Below are 19,346 nucleotides of genomic sequence, written 5' to 3'. Positions count from 1 at the left end.
AAAACACAACTAATATTCTATAAAAATAAATTATCGTTAATGATTATTACTTATTCCCAAAGAGATTAACATGGCAAAAAATCCAATAATAATACGACAAAACTTGAGGATTGGCGAACTCGATGCCGAATCCGATACACAATTACTTGATGAATGCTTTGTAGATAGTGGATATCTATCAAAATTACTAGATACTAATGATACATCGTCTATTGTTGTAGGAAGAACTGGAGCAGGGAAAAGCGCATTATTGCACAAAGTAATGAATAAAGCATATAGATACAAGAAGCTAGATCCTAACGATATATCAATCCGTTTTCTTGAGCACTCTGATATTATTTCTTTTTTTGAAGCGCTAGACATAAATTTAGATTTATTCTATAAAATACTCTGGCGACACATACTTATAATGGAGTTTTTAAAAATACGTCATGATATAAGCAGCGAGAGTGACACAAGAAATTTCCTCACCAGCTTAGCTAGTTTTTTAAGAAAAGATGAAATCAGGAAACGCGCATTAGAATATTTTAGAGAATGGGGTGATAAATTTTGGATTGACACAGACACACACCTGAGAGAAATAACAAAAAAACTTGAGAATGACACTAAAGCCAAAATAGGAGCAGCACTTCATGGCATTGAATTAAATGCTGAGGCAGCCAAGAGAATATCTGAGGAAGATAAGCATGAAATAAAGAAAAGAGCTTCTGAGGTTGTTAGTGGAATGCAAATTCAAAAATTAAATGAAGTTCTCGATATGCTTGCAGAACATTCATTCTCAGATCTTCAAAAGAAACATTACATTGTTATAGATCAGCTTGATGAAAACTGGGCCGAAAACAACACTCGATATAAATTCATAAGAGCATTAATTGAAGAGATAAAAGTATTCAGACGTATCAAGAACGTCAAGATAATAGCTGCTTTAAGACATGACCTTCTTAAATCTGTATTCAATATCACAAGAGGCTCTGGATTTCAAGAGGAGAAGTACGAATCATATATTCTTGATCTTCAATGGACCGCAAATCAACTTAATGAGTTAGTTTCAAAGAGAATCCAAGAGGTTTTCAAAAAACAATATACAAGAGAAAACGTCGAAATTAATGATCTTTTCCCATCCCCCAAAGGAGGGAGTAAGGGAATGTTGCCAATCGAGTATATTATAGAGAGAACACTATATCGGCCAAGGGATGTTTTACAGTTCGTAAATGAATGTTTTAAAATAGCACTCAACAGAGAACGAATCTCCTGGGATTCCATTCATAAAGCTGAAAGTGTTTATTCAGAAAAAAGATTGCGTTCTTTAAAAGAAGAATGGGGAGATATATATCCATCTTTCGAAGAAACTATAGAAATCCTCAGAGAGGTTCCAGAAAAATTCACCCGAACACTTATTCCTAAAAACAACATAGAATCTGTAGCATCGGAACTCGCCATTCAAAATACTAATGACCCATGCGCAATCATCGCTTCTAAAATGCTCAATAGCGAAGTAAGAGAATCTGATGTCATTAACGAGATATTTTTATGCTTATACAATATTAGTGCGATAGGATTCAAAGTTAGCCCCTTAACTCCATATAAATGGTCTTTCAGAGATAGTGGTCCTGTAAATAAAGCTGAAATAAAGAGGGCAAGTCATATCAAAGTACATAAAATGTTGCATAAAGCATTAGATATAAAAATTGCGATATCTGATATTTATAATAAAGATGATAGAGATGACGAGATAGATTGAGTAATTTTTGAGTTAGGGCGCTAAAAATATAATGCGCCCATAATTTTAACATATTAAAGATTGTAAAATAGTAAGGACCTCTTCGTTACTTAAGCTAAGTAATCTCGCCAGATGCACAAACTCCACCACGTCTAACCTGCGTTCACCACTTTCCACTTTAGCGATAAACGATTGGGGTTTCCCTAAAGCCTCCGCAAGCTGGGCCTGAGTAATCCCCTTCTCTTTACGAGCTTTCTTCAACGCATTGATAACACGCTGGTATTCATCCGAGTAAACTGAGGCCATTGTTCCGATTCCATACAAATATCCTGAAATCGAATATCCTCCCGTTGTGTTTTTATCCCAAAACAGGATAATTGAGTGCGTAACAAACACACCTAAGGAGGACAAAATGCGTCAGCAGAACTGGCACTCAGCCGATATTATCGCCGCACTAAAGAAACATGGAACAAGCCTCGCAGCCTTGTCTCGAAAGGCTGGGCTTTCATCATCCACACTGGCAAATGCGCTTACCCGACCATGGCCTAAAGGTGAATTGCTTATCGCTCAGGCGCTAGACATTCCGCCTGATGTGATATGGCCGGAAAGATATTTTGATGAAAAGGGAGCGCCAGTATTTCGTCAGATGAGGAATACAAAAAAGAGAAATCTGTCTTCAACATGATCAACGCCTTCTCCCCCTCACCCCAACCCTCTCCCTCAAGGGAGAGGGGGTTGAAGAGACTTCACATACCCCACCAGCTGATCCAGCACCACGCCCCACCCCTCGTGGAAGCCCATTTGCTCATGCTGCTCACGGATTTCCTTCGTCGGATGACGCGCAATCGCCGTGTAGCGGGTTTTGCCCTCCCCAACGTCCTCCAGCAGCAGGATCGCCGTCATAAACGGCTTTTCGGCAGGCTTCCAGCCCTCGGTATAACCGTCGGTAAAGACCAGCTTGTTCCCCGGGTCGATTTCAAGAAACACGCCCCGGTTATCCATCCGCTGCCCATCCACCTCAAATATGGTATTGAACCGCCCACCCACGCGCAGATCGAGGTCGCAGTCGATCACCTTATGCGGTGCAGGGATGAAGAAGTTTTTGATGTGGTCCGGCGTGGTCCAGCAGAGCCACAGCAGGTCGCGCGGTGCATCCACCACGCGCTCCAGTTTTAAGTCTGTGTCAGGATCGAGCGTCACGATGTTGTCCTCTCAGGGAACGCCCTTAAAGGATAGCCGGACTCAGGCAAATTTCCCTTTCGCTACCTCGTCCGGTGTGACCACGCCTGTATCCAGCACCCAGCCGCTAATCAGCGAGGCGGGGGTGACGTCAAACGCCGGGTTATAGACCTGCGCCTCTTGCGGCGCCCACTGCACCGCGCCAAAGCTCCCCGCCACGCCCGTCACTTCACTGGCCGCGCGCTGCTCAATCGGGATTGCGTCACCGTTCGGGCAGTCCGGGTCGAGGGTCGTTTGCGGGGCAGCGACGTAGAACGGAATGCCGTGAAACTTCGCCAGCACCGCCAGGGAATAGGTGCCGATTTTGTTCGCCACGTCGCCGTTGGCGGCAATGCGGTCTGCACCCACCCACACGGCGTCCACCTGCCCTTTTGCCATCAGGCTGGCGGCCATGGAGTCGGTAATCAGCTGATACGGTACGCCCAGCTCGCCGAGTTCCCACGCGGTCAGCCTGCCGCCCTGCAATAGCGGACGGGTTTCATCCACCCAGACGTTGCTTACCTTGCCTTCCTGATGCGCGCGAGCAATCACCCCCAGCGCGGTACCGACGCCCGCCGTCGCCAGCCCGCCGGTGTTGCAGTGGGTCAGCAGACGGCTGCCGGGCTTCACCAGCGCGCTGCCCGCACTGGCAATAGCGTCACAGAGCCGTTTGTCTTCGTCAATCAGCCGCAGCGCTTCAGCCACCAGCGCCGGAATATAATCTTCCTGCCACAGCGCAATCTTCATGCGATCGAGGTTATTCATCAGGTTCACCGCCGTCGGGCGGGAGGCGCGCAGGGTTTCCAGCGCCACCGCCAGCTCGTCGCGGCTTTTGCCGCTTTCCGCTAACAGCGCCAGCAGCAGGCTTGCAGAGAGTCCAATCAGCGGCGCGCCGCGCACCCGCAGGGCGTGGATGTGCCCGACCAGCGCCTCGACCGTCGAGGCATCCAGCCAGCGTTTCTCCTGTGGAAGCGCCTGCTGGTCGAGAATAAAGAGCTGATTATCCGCCACCCGCAGGCTGGTCGTCTGTAATGTCTGCATGTCGTTAATTCCCTGTTGCGTTGTTGTAGCACATTGTGTCAGGATGAAATCCAGATGTATAGACGTCTACATGTCTTAATTAGCAAAACTGAGGAGCAGTCCATGTCGCAATACCGTACCTTTACCGCTCAGGACGCCGTGGAGTATGCCAGGCAGTTTGGCGGACTTGACGATCCTTCATCGCTGGTAGAGGCGCAGGAAATCGGCGACGGCAACCTCAACCTGGTCTTTAAAATTTTCGACCGCGCGGGCGTGAGCCGCATCGTCGTTAAGCAGGCGCTGCCCTATGTACGCTGCGTCGGCGAATCCTGGCCGCTGACGCTGGATCGTGCCCGTCTTGAAGCGCAAACCCTGGTCGAGCATTACCAGCACAGCCCGCAGCACACGGTGAAAATCCACCACTTTGACCCGGAACTGGCGGTGATGGTGATGGAAGATCTCTCCAGCCATCGCATCTGGCGCGGCGAGCTGATTAACAACATTTACTACCCCCAGGCGGCGCGTCAGCTGGGGGAATATCTGGCTCACACCCTGTTTCACACCAGCGATTTTTATCTGCATCCGCACGATAAAAAAGCGCAGGTAGCGAAATTCATCAACCCGGAGATGTGCGAGATCACCGAAGATCTGTTCTTTAACGATCCGTACCAGATCCACGCGCGCAACAGCTACCCGGCCGAGCTGGAAAACGACGTTGCCGCCCTGCGCGACGACGCCCAGCTTAAAATCGCCGTGGCCTCCCTCAAGCACCGCTTTTTCTCGCACGCCGAAGCCCTGCTGCACGGAGACATTCACAGCGGTTCGATTTTTGTGGCCGACGGCAGCCTGAAGGCCATCGACGCTGAGTTCGGCTATTTTGGGCCGATTGGCTTTGACGTTGGCACCGCCATCGGCAACCTGCTGCTGAACTTCTGCGGCCTGCCTGGGCACCTCGGCATTCGCGATGCCGCCGCCGCGCGCGAGCAGCGCCTGACCGATATTCAGGAACTGTGGAACACCTTCGCGGAGCGCTTCCAGGCGCTGGCAAACGAGAAAGCCCGCGACGCGGCACTCAGCGCGCCGGGCTATGCCTCCGCGTTCCTGAAAAAGGTCTGGCATGACGCCATCGGGTTCTGCGGCACCGAGCTGATTCGCCGCAGCGTCGGGCTTTCACACGTGGCGGATATCGATACCATCCAGGATGAAGCCATGCGCCACGAATGCCTCCGCCATGCAATATCCCTCGGTAAAGCGCTGATTGTCATTGCCGACCGCATCGACAGCGCGGAAGAGCTGGTGGCGCGAGTGCGGCAGTACAGTTGAGAACGTTTGCCCGGTGGCACTGCGCTTACCGGGCCTACGGGTGCAAAATGTAGGCCGGGTAAGGCGAAGCTGCCACCCGGCAAAAACTCACCCCAGATACTCAATCACCGACATCCCGCCGTTATAGTCCGTGCTGTAAATAATCCCCTGCGCATCCACAAACACGTCGCACGACTGGATCACCTGCGGGCGGTTGGGCCGCGTATCCATCATCTTCTCCGGCGCGGCGGGCACCAGCGCCCCCGTTTCCACCGGTCGATACGGGTTCGAAATATCGTACGCCCGCACGCCCGCGTTCTGATACGTCGCAAAAATTAGCGTTGAGCTGACGAAGCTCCCCGGCCGGTTTTCGTGCAGGTTGTGCGGGCCGAAATGCGCCCCTTTCGCCACGTAGTCGGTTTCATCCGGCTGCGGGAAGGTCGAGATGCTGACCGGGTTCGACGGCTCGCGGATATCAAACAGCCAGATCAGCTTTTCGCCGTCTTCCTGATTGTCGAGCACCGCTTCGTCCAGCACCACCAGCAGGTCGCGGTCCGGCAGCGGCAGCGCGGTGTGCGTTCCGCCGCCAAACGGCGGGCTCCAGTTGCGATGGCTAATCAGCTTCGGCTGCGCGCGGTCCTTCACGTCCAGCAGCGTCAGGCCGCCGTCGCGCCAGCTGCCGTAGGCGGTGTCGCCGGCAATAATCGCATGGTGCAGGGCGTAACGTTTTCCTTCCGGCCAGTCCGGCTTCTCACCTTCGGCCTGGTTCATCCCGGGCAGCCACCAGCGCCCCGCGACTTCAGGCTTACGCGGGTCCGCCAGATCGATAGTCAGGAAAATGTAATCGGTAAAGCCGTCGATCAGCGCTGAAACGTAGGCCCAGCGGCCACCGACGTACCAGATGCGGTGAATGCCGATGCCGCTCAGCGACAGAAAGCCGATTTCGCGTGGCCTGTCCGGCGTGGAGATATCAAAGACGCGAAGCCCGGCGCTCCAGCCTTTATCCTGCACGTCGCTGACGGTCTCCCCCACCTGGCGGGTGTAGTAGACCTTCTCATCGGCAAAACGCGCATCGGCAAACAGATCCCGGGCGTTGATCACCAGCAGCAAATCGTCGTGCGCCTGGAGGTGTACGTTCCAGGTACCCGGCGGCGCGGGCACGTAACCTGCGGCTTTTGGTTTTTTCGGATCGCGCACGTCAACAATGGAAAAGCCCTGCGACACCATATGACCGATATAGGCGAAACCACGGTGCACCATCAGCTGTACACCGTCCGGACGACCGCCCTGGTCGCTATGGCCAATCAGCCGCATATTGCGGCTGTATTCGGGAGGGGGTAATTGAGACACCTTATGCTCCTTACGCCCGGTGGCGCTACGCTTACCGGGCCTACGGGTGCGAAATGTAGGCCGGGTAAGGCGCAGCCGCCACCCGGCTTGGTTTACTTGTTTTTAGCGGCAAGCGTCGCAAACCACGGCGCGATAAAATCTTCCGTCTGGCCCCAGCCCGGAATGATTTTCCCCAGAGACGCCACGTTCACCGCACCCGGCTGGGCGGTCAGCAGCGCCTGCGGAATAGCCGCCGCCTTGAAATCGTAGGTGGCAGGCGTCGCTTCTCCGGCAATCTTATTGGCGATCAGGCGTACGTTGGTCGCGCCAATCAGCTTCGGATCTACCGCCACGCTCACCTTCCACGGGCTACCCGGCTCGCGCATCAGCTGGAGATCCTGGTTGGAGATGTCGATGCTGTAGAGCTTGATCTCGGTGCGGCCGTTCTCTTTCAGCGCCTTATACGCGCCCTGACTGAAGGCATCCCAGGTCCCCCAGATGGCGTCGATTTTACCTTTCGGGTATTTCGCGAGGATCGCCCCCACCTTGTTGGCGGTGTCGCCCTGCACGTCAGAGGAGACCGCGCCGATGGACTCCAGCTCTTTAATCTCCGGATACTGTTTTTGCAGTTCTTTGTAGGCCGCCTGACGGCGCTCCATCGGCGGGAAGCCCGCGACCCACAGCTTGACGATATTGGCCTTGCCGTTGAAATCTTTCGCCAGTTGACCAAAAGAGAGGTTGGTCAGGGAGGCATCGTCCTGCTGGGTAACGGTTACGCCCGGGATCTCGCCGTTCACGGCGGTATCAAACACCGAAACTTTAATCCCGGCATCCACCGCCTTCTTTACCAGCGCGGTGGAGTACGGATCGCGCCCCTGAGAGAGAATAATCCCGTCGTATTTCTGGCTGATGGCCTGGTTCACGAAATCCTGGAATCTGGCGTCGTCCCCGTTACTTAAAAACGTGCTGACCTTAAAGCCGAGCTTTTTCCCTTCCTGAATCGCCCCGGCAACAAACTGCGTGGTGTTGTCGTCCGAGCCCAGGTTGCGGATCACCGCAATGCGAATGGGGCCGTCATGGCTGGCAATGGCGGCCGGAACCGGCGCGGGGGTAGCCGCCAGGCCCGGCAAAGAAGTGAGTAATCCAAGAGCTACCAAAGAGAGCGCAATCTTTTTCATTTATTATCCCGTTGTGTTGTCAGCGTTTTTGTATGTAAGTAATCGCCAGTGCCATCGCGAGCACCAGCCCTTTTATAATGTCCATGGCGTAATACGGCACGGAGAGCATCACCAGCCCGTTCGACAGCACGCCGAGGATCACCGCCCCCACCAGCGTGCCCAGCGCGTTCGGCTTGCCGGACCCGGCCAGCGAGAACCCGATCCACGCCGCCGCCACCGCATCCATCAGGTAGCCGCCCCCCGCATTCACCTGCGATGAACCGATACGCGAAGCCAGCAAAATTCCGCCCAATCCCGCCAGCAGCGAGGCGATCACGTAGGCCGCCACCTTGTAGCGCGTGGTGCGAATACCGGAGAGACGCGCGGCTTCCGGGTTGCCGCCAATGGCGTACATCCGGCGTCCGTGGGTGGTCAGCGACAGGCCCAACTGCGCCAGAATCGTCACCACCAGCATGACGATCACAATGGTCGGCACCTGCCCCAGCAGGCTGAACGCCGCCGGAATGGTCCCTTCCGCCATGTCGCCGCTCGGCAGCACCATGTTCTCGGTAATCGACCCGCCGTAGCTGTAGGTCATCGCCACGCCCTGGATGACAAACAGGCTGGCAAGGGTCGCGAGCATGTCCGGAATGCGCAGGATGACGATCAGAAAGGCGTTAAACAGGCCGACCAGCGTGCAGAGCGCAAGGGTCAGCAGAATCGACTCGGTGGTGCCGAAGCCGTGCCAGACGAAAAGCGAAATCACCAGCGCGTTCGCCAGCGACGCGGTTGACCCCACCGAGAGATCGAACCCACCGACGGTCAGCGAAATCGAGACGCCGATGGCAATCACCGTCACGATGGCAATCGCGCGCAGAATGTTGATGATGTTGTTCGGATCGAGGAAGCTGTCCGACGCCAGGCCAAACACCGCCACCAGCGCGACGACGGTCAACAGCATGCCCCACCTGTAGAGAAAATCGAAAATCTGCTGACGGCCAGACGCCGCCGCGATCACTGAAAGGGCCTTGCTCACGACGCCGTTCCTCCGGTTGAATAATAAAGTAGTGTCTCTTCCCGGGCCTCGGCTCCGGCGATTTCCGCCACGATGCGTCCGTCCCACAGCACGCAGATGCGGTCGCACAGCCCGACCAGCTCGGCGAACTCGCCCGAGGCGTAAATGACCCCTTTGCCCTCGCGCGCCAGGCCGTCGATCAGCTGAAACAGATCGGTTTTGGCCTTCACGTCCACGCCTTTGGTCGGCTCGTCGAATATCAGCACGCTGGCGTCATTGCGCAGCCATTTGCCGATGGCGACCTTCTGCTGGTTACCGCCGGAAAGCCGACGCAGCACCTGCCCCGGCCCGCGCGTGCGCACACCGACGCGGGCGATCACCTCTTCTGCCCAGCGCCACGCCTGACGATGACCAAACAGGCTCCAGCGCGAGAAGCTGTTATCGGCACACACGGCAAGGTTCATGCTCACCGGCTCGTCGATAAAAATGCCCTCTTTGCGCCGCTCCTCCGGCACCAGCGCCAGACCGCGCAGTACCGAGTCTGCCGGATCGCGCGGTTTCCAGGCCTGATGGTTCAGCTCGCCGCGCGCGACGCGGCTTTTGCTGGCGCCAAACAGCGCCTTGCAGAGTTCCGTTTTCCCCGCCCCCGCCAGCCCGGCAATGCCGAGGATTTCACCTTTGCGCAGGTGCAGGGAGATATCTTTCAGCAGCGCATCGTCGTGCAGCCCTTCCACCCGCAGCAGCGTCTCCTCACCGTGCGGCGGGCGCGGGGGCGGATAGATATCGCTCAGCTCGTGGCCGAGCATCTTCTCAACAATCGCTTCGCCGCTCAGATCCGCCATCGGGCCGGACTCAATCAGCCTGCCGTCGCGCAGCACCGTCAGGGTGTCGCAGATGGCCTTCAGCTCGTGAATGCGGTGAGAGATAAACACCACGCCGATACCCTGCTGTTGCAGACGTCTTACTACCGCAAACAGACGCTCACTCTCGTGCGCGTCCAGCGGCGCGGTGGGCTCATCAAGGATGAGAAAACGGCAGTGGTGCGACAGCGCCCGCGCCAGCAAAATCTGCTGTTTTTCAGCCAGCGTGCAACTGTCGATGGAGCGGCGTACGTCGAGCGAAACATCCAGCTGCGCCAGCGCCTGCCGCGCCTGCTGGCGGATGTCGCGCCAGCTGTAGCGATGCCCCGGATGCGCCAGCTGGTCGAGCATGATGTTTTCGGCAATGCTTAACCCGGGAATGAGCGCAACATCCACCTCCTGCTGCACAAGGTGGATACCCAGCCGTTTGGCGTCCAGCGGCTCGCGGATACTTACCGGCTGGTTGTTAATGCAAATTTCGCCTTCATAACGATCGTGCGTCCCGCACAGCACCGCCATCAGCGTCGATTTCCCCGCGCCGTTGGCGCCGGTCAGCGCATGCACCGACCCGCCGTTCAGGGTGAAATCCACGCGCGACAGGGCCTGAAAGCCGGAAAAGGCCAGGCTGATACCGCGCATCTCAAGGCGACTGGAAACCATCCGCGTAAATCCTTCATTACTCTTCTGATTTAGCGAATTTTTCACAGCTCTTGTTGACTGACAACGACGTAAAAGGCATAAGTTAAAGCAAAATATTATTAGCCATCCGGATGTCCAGACATAACATCGGGTTAGCGCTTGCTAAAAAAGGACAACTTCATGAGCAACACCGATATCCGCGTCGTGCCCGGCCCGGCGAACTACTTCTCTCATCCGGGAAGCCTTGCCCACCTGGATGATTTCTTTACTCCGGAACAGCTTTCCCGCGCGGTGTGGATCTACGGCGAGCGGGCAATCGAGGGCGCACGCCCTTATCTGCCGCAGAGTTTTAACGCGACGGGGGCAAAACATCTGCTGTTTAAGGGCCATTGCAGCGAGCGTGACGTCACCCATCTGGTGAACGAGTCGGGTAGTGAAACCAGCGTGGTGATTGGCGTGGGCGGCGGTGCGGTAATGGATACCGTCAAGGCCGTGGCGCGTCGTCTGGGCGTGCCGTTCGTAGGCATTCCCACTATCGCCGCCACCTGCGCGGCGTGGACCCCGCTCTCCGTCTGGTACAACGATGCCGGTCAGGCGCTACAGTTTGAGATTTTTGACGACGCCAACTTTCTGGTGCTGGTGGAGCCGCAGATCATCCTTAACGCCCCGGCGGAATATCTGCTGGCGGGCATCGGCGATACGCTGGCGAAGTGGTACGAAGCGGCGGTGCTCGCCCCTCAATCTGAGAGTCTGCCGCTGACCGTGCGTCTTGGCCTGAACGGTGCGCTGGCGATCCGTGACGTGCTGCTGGCACGCAGCGAAGAAGCGCTTGCGGATCAGCAGCGCGGCGAACAGACGCAGGCGTTCCGGGACGTGGTGGATGCGATTATTGCCGGAGGCGGAATGGTCGGCGGTCTGGGTGAGCGCTATACCCGCGTGGCGGCGGCGCACGCGGTGCACAACGGCTTAACCGTGCTGCCGCAGACGGAAAAATACCTGCACGGCACCAAGGTGGCCTACGGCATTCTGGTGCAGAGCGCCCTGCTCGGTCAGGACGACGTGCTGGCGCAGCTGGTGGCGGCGTACCAGCGCTTCAATCTGCCGACCACGCTTCGCGAGCTGGACGTCGATATTCACAACCGCGACGAGCTGGATAAGGTCATTGCCCACACCCTGCGCCCGGTGGAGTCGATTCACTATCTGCCGGTGACGTTAACGCCTGAGGTTCTGCGCGCCGCGTTTGCGAAGGTGGAATCCTTCAGCCGTTAATCGCGCCGACGGGCTATACCTAATGATGATTCTCTCCACTCTTGCAACGAGGTCATCATGCAGATCGATTTAACAGGTAAAAAGGCGCTGGTTACTGGCGCCAGTCGTGGGCTGGGTCGGGCGATTGCGCTGTCGCTGGCACGCGCCGGTGCCGATGTGGTTATCACCTACGAAAAATCCGTCGATAAAGCCCAGCAGGTTGTCGATGAGATCAACGCGCTGGGGCGACACGGCGAGGCGATTCAGGCCGACAGCGCCAGCGCGCAGGCGATTCAGGATGCGGTCACGCAGGCGGCGCGCTCCCTCGGCGGGCTGGATATTCTGGTCAATAACGCCGGGATTGCGCGCGGCGGCCCGCTGGAGTCCATGACCCTGGCGGACATCGACGCTCTGATCAACGTCAACATCCGCGGCGTGGTGATCGCCATTCAGGAAGCGCTGGTGCATATGTCTGACGGCGGACGCATCATCAACATCGGTAGCTGTCTGGCGAACCGCGTGGCACAGCCGGGGATCGCCGTCTACTCGATGACCAAGTCTGCCCTTAACTCCCTCACCCGAGGTCTGGCCCGCGATTTAGGCCCGCGCGGCATTACCGTCAACCTGGTCCACCCCGGCCCGACCAACAGCGATATGAACCCGGAAGACGGCGAGCAGGCTGACTCTCAGCGTCAGCTTATTGCCCTGGGCCATTACGGCCAGCCGGAGGATATCGCAGCGGCGGTCACCTTCCTCGCCAGCCCGGCTGCGGGGCAAATTTCCGGCACCGGTCTGGATGTCGACGGCGGTCTGAACGCCTGATCGCAAATTTACTGTATGCCTCTGTCGCCCGGCAGAGGCCTGTTCGAGCCGCCTCGACGATTCGCGGTTTGCCGCTTTCTCGCGGTTTTTCTCCGCTCTACAGTAACCCATAAGAAATTCGGAATTTATCTAATAGTCTTATTATTTCCTTATAATTTGTGTGGGCGTACAGTGGAGGTACGGATGAAGATTGTCTGGTCAAAGAATGCAAAGAAAGAGTTTTCCAAAATCGATGGCCGATATCAGCGAAGAATCAAAGCAAAACTTGCTGAGCTGGACGATCGCTCAGCTCCCCGGCCCGATATCAAAAAAATATCGGCAACAGAAAATCATTTCCGGCTACGCGTTGGCGATTACCGCATTCTGATTACACTTCGGGACGATCCCGATAACCATTGTTATGTTTTGGCCGTCAAGCGCAGAACATCAACGACCTACCTTCACGAGGAGAAAGCCCCCTATGGCTGTTCAGCTAATTAAGGACGATGACGGAAAAGCGCAGTACGTCGTTATTCCCTATGATGAATACTTTCGTATGTGCTTACAGATGGCAGAAATTGACGACGAAACCGATGATGATCTAGAGGATATTGAAGTCGAACACGATTGTTATGATGACGTAGGATTACCTGGTGAAGTATGCGACATCATGCATAGCGAGAACGTCAGCCTACAGGCCGCCTGGCGCATTTTACGCGGCATGTCCCAGCAGGAGGTGGCGGAGAAGCTTGACATCAGCCAGTCCGCCGTATCACAGCTTGAGGCGCTGGACTCCCGACCGCAAAAGCGCACCCGCGAAAAGCTGGCGGCAATTTACGGCTGTAAACAGGAGCAGATCAGCCTCTATTTACCAAAAGAGGGTTAACAGCACTTCGCCCCGCCCTTGCCGCCGTAGCGGGCGTCCTGACGGTCGCGGAAAAATTCTTCGTAGGTCATGGGCGTCTGGTCCGGGTGGTTGACGCGCATATGCTCGACGTAGTTGTCGTAATCCGGCACGCCAATCATCATTTTAGCGGCCTGGCCCAGGTATTTACCTGCTTTGGAAAGGGTGTCGAACATAGTTCTGATCTCACAGGAAATGTAGGCCGGGTAAGGCGAAGCCGCCACCCGGCACACGGGTTAATGCGCCCCTTTCGCCTGGGTGACAATCTCGTCCAGGTTCTCAGGCATTGGCTCATACGGCGTCTCTTTCGCCGTCGGTTTGTCGACTTTCAACGCCGCCAGCGCGGTTTTCAGAGAATACAACGCCAGCACCACAACCACCACCATAAAGAAGATGGTCAGCCCGGCGTCCAGACGGTTGTTAAACACCAGCTGCGACAGTTGAGATTCGGTGTACTGTGCCGGGATCTTACCGCTGTCGATCATCGCCTGGAACTTGTTGGCGATCGCCAGGAAGCCCACCTTATTGTCCGGGCTGAAGGCTTTCTGCCAGCCCGCGGTCAGGGTACAGATCAGCAGCCACGCCGTTGGCACCAGCGCCACCCATGCGTAACGCTGGCGCTTCATCTTGAACAGGACTACGGCACAGAGCATCAGGGCCATGCCCGCCAGCATCTGGTTGGCGATACCGAACAGCGGCCACAGGGTGTTAATCCCGCCGAGCGGATCGACCACGCCCTGATGCAGGAAGTAGCCCCACGCCAGCACGCACAGCGCCGTCGCCAGCAGGTTAGCCGGGAGTGAATCGGTACGCTTCAGGTTCGGGGAGATCACCCCCAGCAGATCCTGCAACATAAAGCGCGCCGCACGCGTACCGGCATCCACCGCCGTCAGAATAAACAGCGCCTCGAACAGAATGGCGAAGTGATACCAGAACGAGACATCCATCAGCCCGCCCAGCGCGCCGTGCAGAATGTAGGCCATGCCCACCGCCAGCGTTGGCGCCCCGCCTGCGCGGGAGATAATTGACTGCTCGCCGACCTCATTAGCGATATGCGTCAACGTTTCAGGGGTAATCGTAAAGCCCCAGCCGCTGACCACCTGCGCGGCAGAGGCAACCACGTCAACGGTGCCGGCCGGGGCCAGTACCGCCATTGGGCTGTTCATCGCAAAGTAAACGCCCGGGTCAATAATACAGGCCGAAACCAGCGCCATAATCGCCACGAAGGATTCCATCAGCATGCCGCCGTAGCCAATCAGGCAGGCCTGATTTTCATTCGCCAGCATCTTCGGCGTGGTTCCGGAGGCGATCAGCGCGTGGAAGCCCGACACCGCGCCGCAGGCGATGGTGATAAACAGGAACGGGAACAGGTTACCGGTCCAGACCGGGCCGGTGCCGTCAATAAATTTGGTCAGCGCAGGCATGGTCAGGGTCGGGCGCATAATCAGAATGCCGATCGCCAGCCCGACGATGGTGCCGATTTTCAGGAAGGTGGAGAGGTAGTCACGCGGGGCCAGCAGCAGCCACACCGGCAGCACCGCCGCCACAAAGCCATAGCCCACCAGCATCCAGGTCAGCTGCACGCCGGTGAAGTCGAAGAACGGCGCCCAGGTCGGGCTTTCCGCTACCCAGCCGCCGGAGATAATGGCAAACACCAGGAACACCAGGCCAATAACTGAAACTTCACCAATGCGCCCCGGACGCAGATAGCGGATATAGATCCCCATAAACAGCGCCAGCGGAATGGTGAAGGCGACGGTATAGGTTCCCCACGGGCTGTGGGTCAAGGCTTTCACCACGATCATCGCCAGCACCGCGAGGATGATCACCATGATCATAAAGGTCGCCACCAGCGCAATCACCCCGGCGGTTGCGCCCATCTCCTCTTTCACCAGCTCACCCAGTGAACGACCGTCGCGGCGGGTGGAGACGAACAGCACCATGAAGTCCTGCACCGCGCCCGCCAGCACCACCCCCGCGAGGATCCAGATCATCCCTGGCAGGTAGCCCATCTGCGCGGCCAGTACCGGCCCCACCAGCGGGCCTGCCCCGGCAATCGCCGCGAAATGGTGACCGAACAGCACTTTTGTATCGGTCGGCACGTAGTCCAGACCGTCGTTATGACGCACGGCCGGCGTCATGCGCGTGCCGTCTACGCCCAGTACCGTCTTAGCGATATAGCGGCCATAAAAACGGTATGCGATCAGATAAATGCAGACGGAGGCGACGACGATCCACAGCGCGTTGATCTGCTCCCCCCGGTTGAGGGCGATATAGCCCAGGGCAAAGGCTCCCACCACGGAGAGCACCGCCCACGTAAGGTATTTCCCTGAGTTGTTCATAGTTGTTGTCCGTTGTTGTGAAACAGTGAGATGTTACATTTTGTTTCTAGAACAACGGATAAAATTTAACAACTTTGAAACGCAATAATGCGTGGTCAAACCAGAGATTTACACCACAGTGTTAAGCCGATCACTTTCAGCTGAATGACTTACCCCAACACCATCGTACTCAACCGACAGGTACAGCACCGCCGCCCCTGCTCGTCGAACACCACGATCTCCCAGCTCTGGCTGGAACGGCCCAGATGCAGCGGCTGACACACGCCGCGTACCTTACCGTGAGAGACCGCGCGGTGGTGCGTGGCATTCAGTTCCGTGCCCACCACGTTCTGCCCGTCACGGGTCATCAGAAAACCGGCCATTGAGCCCAGCGTTTCCGCCAGCGCCGCCGAGGCGCCGCCATGCAGCAGGCCAAACGGCTGGTGGGTGCGGGCATCCACCGGCATCTCTGCTTCCAGCGTATCGTCCCCGAGGCGGGTATAGACGATGCCAAGGTGCCCCACCATCGTATTCAGGCTGGTGGCGTTCAGCTCCTCGAGCGTTAAATGACGTTTCCAGATCATTACGCCCCCAGCGTGGAGCCGCCGTCCACCACGATATCCTGCAAGGTGATATGGCTGGCGGCATCGGATGCCAGGAACAGCACGGTCGCAGCAATCTCCTGTGGACGGGCAATTTTACCGAGCGGAATGCCGAGCTTGAACTGCTCGCCAAAGCCGCGAATGCGCCGCTGTTCCGCATCATCGCTGGTCCACAGGGTGCGCTGCATGTCGGTATCCGTTGAACCCGGCGACACCAGGTTACAGCGTACGCCGCTGCCCGCCAGTTCCAGCCCGACGGTCAGCGCCAGGCTTTTCAGCGCCGCTTTCGACGCGCCGTAGGCGCTCATGCCGATGCGCGGCGTGTGCGCCGCGTCAGAGGCCACCGTCACAATCGCCCCCCCCTGCTGATGACGGAACTGGCCCATCGTCTGCTGGAACAGGTTGAACGCGCCGCCGACGTTGACCGCAAAGGTCTGCTGCCAGTCCTCCTGCGAGAGCTGATCCGTCGCGCCCATACGCAGAATGCCCGCCGCGTTAACCAGCACATCGAGCCGCTCAAGGCTGCTGAGCAAACGCCCGCAGACGTCACTCGCCTGCGCCGCATCCGCCACGTCCAGCGTTTCGGTGGCAAACGGATATTCGCCGTGAGGGAAAGCCAGATCGAACCCGGTCACCTGCGCCCCGGCCTCCACAAATGCCAGCGCGGTCGCATAACCAATGCCCTTACCCGCGCCCGTCACCCAGACCGTTTTACCGGTGAAATCAAAAACCATCACTTCACCTCGCGGGAGAGCAGCGCCCACCAGGCATCGAGGGTCGGATTTTTTGCCAGCATCACGAAATCAATGTCGCCGTGCACTTTGCGCCAGCGGGCGGCCAGCGCCATCATGCGCACTGAATCCAGACCGTAGTCGATCAGGTTTTCGTCATCCATCGGCTCGTCGGACTCGTCCAGCAGCGGCAGGATCAGCTCACGCAGCGCGGCTTTCGTTGTCGGAACGGACGGCAGCAGTTCGTCGGTCATCACCACGCGGCCCGAACGTCCTGCCACGTATTTCAGCGACATCAGGTGCTCGTCGCGGGTGAAATCCGCCAGCGCGTCGGCGATAAAGAACGGTTTGATGTCGCGCATAAAGGCGTCGGTGGCGGTGGTCATGCAGCCGATGTGGGCGTACACGCCGGTGATCAAAAGCTGGTTGCGCCCGGTCTCTTTAAGCATCTGCTCCAGCGGCGAGCGGTGAAACGCGCTGTAGCGCCACTTCACCAGCACGGTGTCCGCTTCGTCCGGGGTCAGCTCAGCGACGATGCGCTGCTGCTCCGGCGAGCGAGTCAGGCCCGGCCCCCACATATCGTTCAGCAGGGCGCGGTCTTCATCGCTCTGATCTTTCGGCTGCGCGGTGTAGTACACCGGAATATTGTGCTCTTTGCAGTACGCGCGCAGTTTAGCGATGTTCGCCACTACCTGCTGCATCATGTCGCTATTTTCGCCCCAGAAGTTCAGGAAGTACTCCTGCATATCGTGGATCAGCAGCGCGGCGCGCTCCGGTTCAAACGCCCAGTTCACTTTACTGGTCGGCAGTTCGGCGGCGGTTGGCAGCGCGTATGCGGTTAATTTTGGAATGGCCATTATCTGTTCCTCAGCCCCGGGCGCGTTCAGCAAGCCACAGGCGCAACTGTTTCTTATCAACTTTGCCGACCGGCGTGAGCGGAAGCGCATCCACGCTCTCAACGCGGTCCGGCAGCTTAAATTCGGCGACGCCCTGCTCGCGCAGGAAGCGGCGCACCTCCACCGCGCGCAGGGGCTGTTTCACCACCAGGTACGCGCAGCTTTTTTCGCCCAGCAGGCTGTCCTCCATGCTCACCAGCGCGGCGTGGATCACCGCGTCGTGGCGCAGCAGCAGGTTTTCGATCTCTTCGGCGGCGATCTTCTCGCCACCGCGGTTGATCTGATCTTTCTCGCGCCCCTGCACGGTGATGTAACCCTGCTCATCGATGGCGATCAGATCGCCCGAGCAGTAGAAACCGTTGGCATCAAAGGCGCTGGCGTTGTGTTCCGGGCTATTGAAATAGCCGCGGAAGGTGTAAGGGCCGCGCGTCATCAGACGCCCGACTTCCCCGCGCGGCAGCGGGTTGCCGTCCTCGTCCGCCACCCACACTTCATCGTCCGGGCACATCGGGCGGCCCTGGGTATTGATGATGCGCTCCGGCGCATCGTCGAGGGCGGTGTAGTTCACCAGCCCTTCCGCCATGCCAAACACCTGCTGAAGCTGGCAGCCAATTTCCGCCGGAATACGTGCCGCAAGCGTGGCGGAGAGACGTGCGCCGCCTACCTGGAGCAGTTCGAGGGATTTCAGCTGGGCGTTCCCCGCGCCGTCGGCAATCGCCTGCAACCACAGGCTGACCGCGGGCGGCACCAGTGAGGTGACGTTTATCTGATGCTGCTCAATCAGCGGGAAGCAGAGCGTGGCGCTCGGATCGTTCGCCAGCACCACGCAGCCGCCCGCCGTGAAAACGCCTAACGATCCCGGCGAGCTCATGGCGTAGTTATGCGCCGCGGGAAGCGCGTTCAGATACCGGGTGCGCGCAGTGATACCGCAGATTTCGTTGCTGCGGCGAATGCTGTAGTCGTAATCGTTATGCGTACGCGGGATCAGCTTCGGCGTGCCGGTGCTGCCGCCGGAGAGCTGGAAGAACGCCACTTCGTCGGCGGGCGTCGGGTTTGGGATGAAATTGTCCGCCGGGCGCGCAATCGCCGCCTCCAGCGCGTGTTCGCCCTTATCGCCGCGCAGCAGCACGACGCGTACCGAGCGATGCGTATCCACAAAGGTATTGAGAAAATCATCGCCCGCGAACAGCGCGTGGTCGCGATCGGCAATCAGCACGGCGGGTTTGATCTGCTCCGCGTAGGCGTTGAGTTCGCTGCGCTGATGGCTAAAGAGCGCGTTGACCGGTGCGACGCCGATTTGCAGCAGCGCGAAGAAGGTGATGTAGAACTCGGCCACGTTGCCGAGCTGCACCAGCGCGGTCTCGCCGCGATGCAGCCCCTGCGCCTGAAGGACAGACGCCAGATTCGTCACCGCCTGATTAAACGCGCGGTAGGTGATGCGGCGATCGCCGTCAATTATCGCGACCGCATCGTTGTCCGCATGGTCCGTCAGGATGTGGGTCAGCGGCCGATCCTGCCAGTAGCCTTTTTCACGGTAGCGGCGGGCAAACTCCTCAGGCCAGCGGGTAAAAGGGATGGTCATG

Annotated in this window: 20 protein-coding genes; 7 read left to right on the top strand and 13 right to left on the bottom strand. The window is 57.6% G+C overall.

Features of this window, described 5'->3' with window-relative positions:
• The first annotated feature begins 70 nt into the window (after positions 1–70).
• Entirely contained in the window at positions 71–1,741 is a 1,671-nt protein-coding gene (locus KTH07_RS03535; RefSeq protein WP_032620090.1) for a P-loop ATPase, Sll1717 family, read from the top strand.
• A 45-nt stretch (positions 1,742–1,786) separates the two neighbouring features.
• Here the strand turns inward: KTH07_RS03535 and KTH07_RS03530 are convergent, their stop codons facing one another.
• Complete coding sequence (locus tag KTH07_RS03530) at positions 1,787–2,026, bottom strand: helix-turn-helix domain-containing protein (protein ID WP_017382498.1); 240 nt, start codon at positions 2,024–2,026, stop codon at positions 1,787–1,789.
• A gap of 106 nt (positions 2,027–2,132) precedes the next feature.
• Here KTH07_RS03530 and KTH07_RS03525 point away from each other — a divergent pair, with 106 nt between their 5' ends.
• Positions 2,133–2,405, top strand: a complete 273-nt coding sequence (locus KTH07_RS03525) for a helix-turn-helix transcriptional regulator (RefSeq protein WP_017382499.1) — start codon at positions 2,133–2,135, stop codon at positions 2,403–2,405.
• A 35-nt stretch (positions 2,406–2,440) separates the two neighbouring features.
• Here KTH07_RS03525 and KTH07_RS03520 read toward each other — a convergent pair whose 3' ends face one another.
• The gene (locus KTH07_RS03520; protein ID WP_017382500.1) at positions 2,441–2,920 is read right to left on the bottom strand and encodes an SRPBCC family protein; all 480 of its coding nucleotides are present in this window, start codon (positions 2,918–2,920) and stop codon (positions 2,441–2,443) included.
• Positions 2,921–2,962: 42 nt separating this feature from the next.
• A complete protein-coding gene (gene mtnA / locus KTH07_RS03515; protein ID WP_017382501.1) occupies positions 2,963–3,979 on the bottom strand; it encodes an S-methyl-5-thioribose-1-phosphate isomerase in 1,017 nt (338 codons plus the stop codon).
• A gap of 102 nt (positions 3,980–4,081) precedes the next feature.
• Here mtnA and mtnK point away from each other — a divergent pair, with 102 nt between their 5' ends.
• Positions 4,082–5,281, top strand: coding sequence for an S-methyl-5-thioribose kinase (mtnK, locus tag KTH07_RS03510; RefSeq protein WP_017694331.1), 1,200 nt, complete (start codon positions 4,082–4,084; stop codon positions 5,279–5,281).
• Positions 5,282–5,368: 87 nt separating this feature from the next.
• On the opposite strand, the gene KTH07_RS03505 is transcribed toward mtnK, so the two are convergent.
• The 4 genes from KTH07_RS03505 to KTH07_RS03490 form a co-directional block, all read right to left on the bottom strand.
• Positions 5,369–6,610, bottom strand: coding sequence for an LVIVD repeat-containing protein (locus tag KTH07_RS03505; protein ID WP_023303275.1), 1,242 nt, complete (start codon positions 6,608–6,610; stop codon positions 5,369–5,371).
• Between the two features lie 92 nt (positions 6,611–6,702).
• On the bottom strand, positions 6,703–7,767 hold the full coding sequence (locus KTH07_RS03500; RefSeq protein ID WP_015571167.1) for a sugar ABC transporter substrate-binding protein: 1,065 nt from the start codon (positions 7,765–7,767) through the stop codon (positions 6,703–6,705).
• Positions 7,768–7,786: 19 nt separating this feature from the next.
• A complete protein-coding gene (locus KTH07_RS03495) occupies positions 7,787–8,782 on the bottom strand; it encodes an ABC transporter permease (protein ID WP_017382505.1) in 996 nt (331 codons plus the stop codon).
• Positions 8,779–10,281 (bottom strand): sugar ABC transporter ATP-binding protein, encoded by a 1,503-nt coding sequence (locus KTH07_RS03490; protein ID WP_015571168.1) that lies wholly within the window; start codon positions 10,279–10,281, stop codon positions 8,779–8,781. The genes KTH07_RS03495 and KTH07_RS03490 overlap by 4 nt, the downstream gene beginning before the upstream one ends.
• A gap of 159 nt (positions 10,282–10,440) precedes the next feature.
• On the opposite strand from KTH07_RS03490, the gene KTH07_RS03485 reads away from it, so the two are divergent.
• The 4 genes from KTH07_RS03485 to KTH07_RS03470 all read left to right on the top strand — a co-directional run bounded on the left by KTH07_RS03485 (position 10,441) and on the right by KTH07_RS03470 (position 13,195).
• The gene (locus KTH07_RS03485) at positions 10,441–11,529 is read left to right on the top strand and encodes an oxidoreductase (protein WP_023303274.1); all 1,089 of its coding nucleotides are present in this window, start codon (positions 10,441–10,443) and stop codon (positions 11,527–11,529) included.
• A gap of 57 nt (positions 11,530–11,586) precedes the next feature.
• On the top strand, positions 11,587–12,330 hold the full coding sequence (locus KTH07_RS03480) for an SDR family NAD(P)-dependent oxidoreductase (RefSeq protein WP_017382507.1): 744 nt from the start codon (positions 11,587–11,589) through the stop codon (positions 12,328–12,330).
• Between the two features lie 183 nt (positions 12,331–12,513).
• Complete coding sequence (locus tag KTH07_RS03475) at positions 12,514–12,810, top strand: type II toxin-antitoxin system RelE/ParE family toxin (RefSeq protein ID WP_023303272.1); 297 nt, start codon at positions 12,514–12,516, stop codon at positions 12,808–12,810.
• On the top strand, positions 12,791–13,195 hold the full coding sequence (locus tag KTH07_RS03470) for a helix-turn-helix domain-containing protein (RefSeq protein ID WP_023303271.1): 405 nt from the start codon (positions 12,791–12,793) through the stop codon (positions 13,193–13,195). Before KTH07_RS03475 ends, KTH07_RS03470 begins: the two co-directional genes overlap by 20 nt.
• On the opposite strand, the gene KTH07_RS03465 is transcribed toward KTH07_RS03470, so the two are convergent.
• The 6 genes from KTH07_RS03465 to entE form a co-directional block, all read right to left on the bottom strand.
• Positions 13,192–13,389, bottom strand: coding sequence for a YbdD/YjiX family protein (locus tag KTH07_RS03465; RefSeq protein ID WP_006809671.1), 198 nt, complete (start codon positions 13,387–13,389; stop codon positions 13,192–13,194). The genes KTH07_RS03470 and KTH07_RS03465 overlap by 4 nt on opposite strands.
• Before the next feature lie 60 nt (positions 13,390–13,449).
• Complete coding sequence (cstA, locus tag KTH07_RS03460; RefSeq protein WP_032620100.1) at positions 13,450–15,555, bottom strand: pyruvate/proton symporter CstA; 2,106 nt, start codon at positions 15,553–15,555, stop codon at positions 13,450–13,452.
• 149 nt (positions 15,556–15,704) lie between these two features.
• Positions 15,705–16,118 (bottom strand): proofreading thioesterase EntH, encoded by a 414-nt coding sequence (entH, locus tag KTH07_RS03455; protein WP_015571173.1) that lies wholly within the window; start codon positions 16,116–16,118, stop codon positions 15,705–15,707.
• The gene (gene entA / locus KTH07_RS03450) at positions 16,118–16,870 is read right to left on the bottom strand and encodes a 2,3-dihydro-2,3-dihydroxybenzoate dehydrogenase EntA (protein WP_017694337.1); all 753 of its coding nucleotides are present in this window, start codon (positions 16,868–16,870) and stop codon (positions 16,118–16,120) included. Before entA ends, entH begins: the two co-directional genes overlap by 1 nt.
• Positions 16,870–17,724 carry an isochorismatase gene (locus KTH07_RS03445; RefSeq protein WP_015571175.1) on the bottom strand — a complete coding sequence of 285 codons (855 nt, stop codon included), beginning with the start codon at positions 17,722–17,724 and terminating at the stop codon, positions 16,870–16,872. Before KTH07_RS03445 ends, entA begins: the two co-directional genes overlap by 1 nt.
• A gap of 10 nt (positions 17,725–17,734) precedes the next feature.
• Positions 17,735–19,345, bottom strand: coding sequence for a (2,3-dihydroxybenzoyl)adenylate synthase EntE (gene entE / locus KTH07_RS03440; protein ID WP_023303269.1), 1,611 nt, complete (start codon positions 19,343–19,345; stop codon positions 17,735–17,737).
• Between the last annotated feature and the right edge of the window lies 1 nt (position 19,346).

Source organism: Enterobacter cloacae complex sp. ECL72, from assembly GCF_019056635.1.
GTDB lineage: Bacteria > Pseudomonadota > Gammaproteobacteria > Enterobacterales > Enterobacteriaceae > Enterobacter > Enterobacter hormaechei_C.
The sequence above is the reverse complement of the archived record's forward strand: the minus strand, read 5'-3'. Positions and strand labels throughout refer to the sequence as shown.

What these genes read in the sequence shown, in the direction of transcription:
- KTH07_RS03535 (WP_032620090.1), top strand. Translation starts at nt 71, where the DNA reads ATGGCAAAAAATCCAATAATAATACGACAAAACTTGAGGATTGGCGAA.
- KTH07_RS03530 (WP_017382498.1), bottom strand. Translation starts at nt 2,026, where the DNA reads ATGGCCTCAGTTTACTCGGATGAATACCAGCGTGTTATCAATGCGTTG.
- KTH07_RS03525 (WP_017382499.1), top strand. Translation starts at nt 2,133, where the DNA reads ATGCGTCAGCAGAACTGGCACTCAGCCGATATTATCGCCGCACTAAAG.
- mtnA (WP_017382501.1), bottom strand. Translation starts at nt 3,979, where the DNA reads ATGCAGACATTACAGACGACCAGCCTGCGGGTGGCGGATAATCAGCTC.
- mtnK (WP_017694331.1), top strand. Translation starts at nt 4,082, where the DNA reads ATGTCGCAATACCGTACCTTTACCGCTCAGGACGCCGTGGAGTATGCC.
- KTH07_RS03500 (WP_015571167.1), bottom strand. Translation starts at nt 7,767, where the DNA reads ATGAAAAAGATTGCGCTCTCTTTGGTAGCTCTTGGATTACTCACTTCT.
- KTH07_RS03490 (WP_015571168.1), bottom strand. Translation starts at nt 10,281, where the DNA reads ATGGTTTCCAGTCGCCTTGAGATGCGCGGTATCAGCCTGGCCTTTTCC.
- KTH07_RS03485 (WP_023303274.1), top strand. Translation starts at nt 10,441, where the DNA reads ATGAGCAACACCGATATCCGCGTCGTGCCCGGCCCGGCGAACTACTTC.
- KTH07_RS03480 (WP_017382507.1), top strand. Translation starts at nt 11,587, where the DNA reads ATGCAGATCGATTTAACAGGTAAAAAGGCGCTGGTTACTGGCGCCAGT.
- KTH07_RS03475 (WP_023303272.1), top strand. Translation starts at nt 12,514, where the DNA reads ATGAAGATTGTCTGGTCAAAGAATGCAAAGAAAGAGTTTTCCAAAATC.
- KTH07_RS03470 (WP_023303271.1), top strand. Translation starts at nt 12,791, where the DNA reads ATGGCTGTTCAGCTAATTAAGGACGATGACGGAAAAGCGCAGTACGTC.
- KTH07_RS03465 (WP_006809671.1), bottom strand. Translation starts at nt 13,389, where the DNA reads ATGTTCGACACCCTTTCCAAAGCAGGTAAATACCTGGGCCAGGCCGCT.
- cstA (WP_032620100.1), bottom strand. Translation starts at nt 15,555, where the DNA reads ATGAACAACTCAGGGAAATACCTTACGTGGGCGGTGCTCTCCGTGGTG.
- entH (WP_015571173.1), bottom strand. Translation starts at nt 16,118, where the DNA reads ATGATCTGGAAACGTCATTTAACGCTCGAGGAGCTGAACGCCACCAGC.
- entA (WP_017694337.1), bottom strand. Translation starts at nt 16,870, where the DNA reads ATGGTTTTTGATTTCACCGGTAAAACGGTCTGGGTGACGGGCGCGGGT.
- KTH07_RS03445 (WP_015571175.1), bottom strand. Translation starts at nt 17,724, where the DNA reads ATGGCCATTCCAAAATTAACCGCATACGCGCTGCCAACCGCCGCCGAA.
- entE (WP_023303269.1), bottom strand. Translation starts at nt 19,345, where the DNA reads ATGACCATCCCTTTTACCCGCTGGCCTGAGGAGTTTGCCCGCCGCTAC.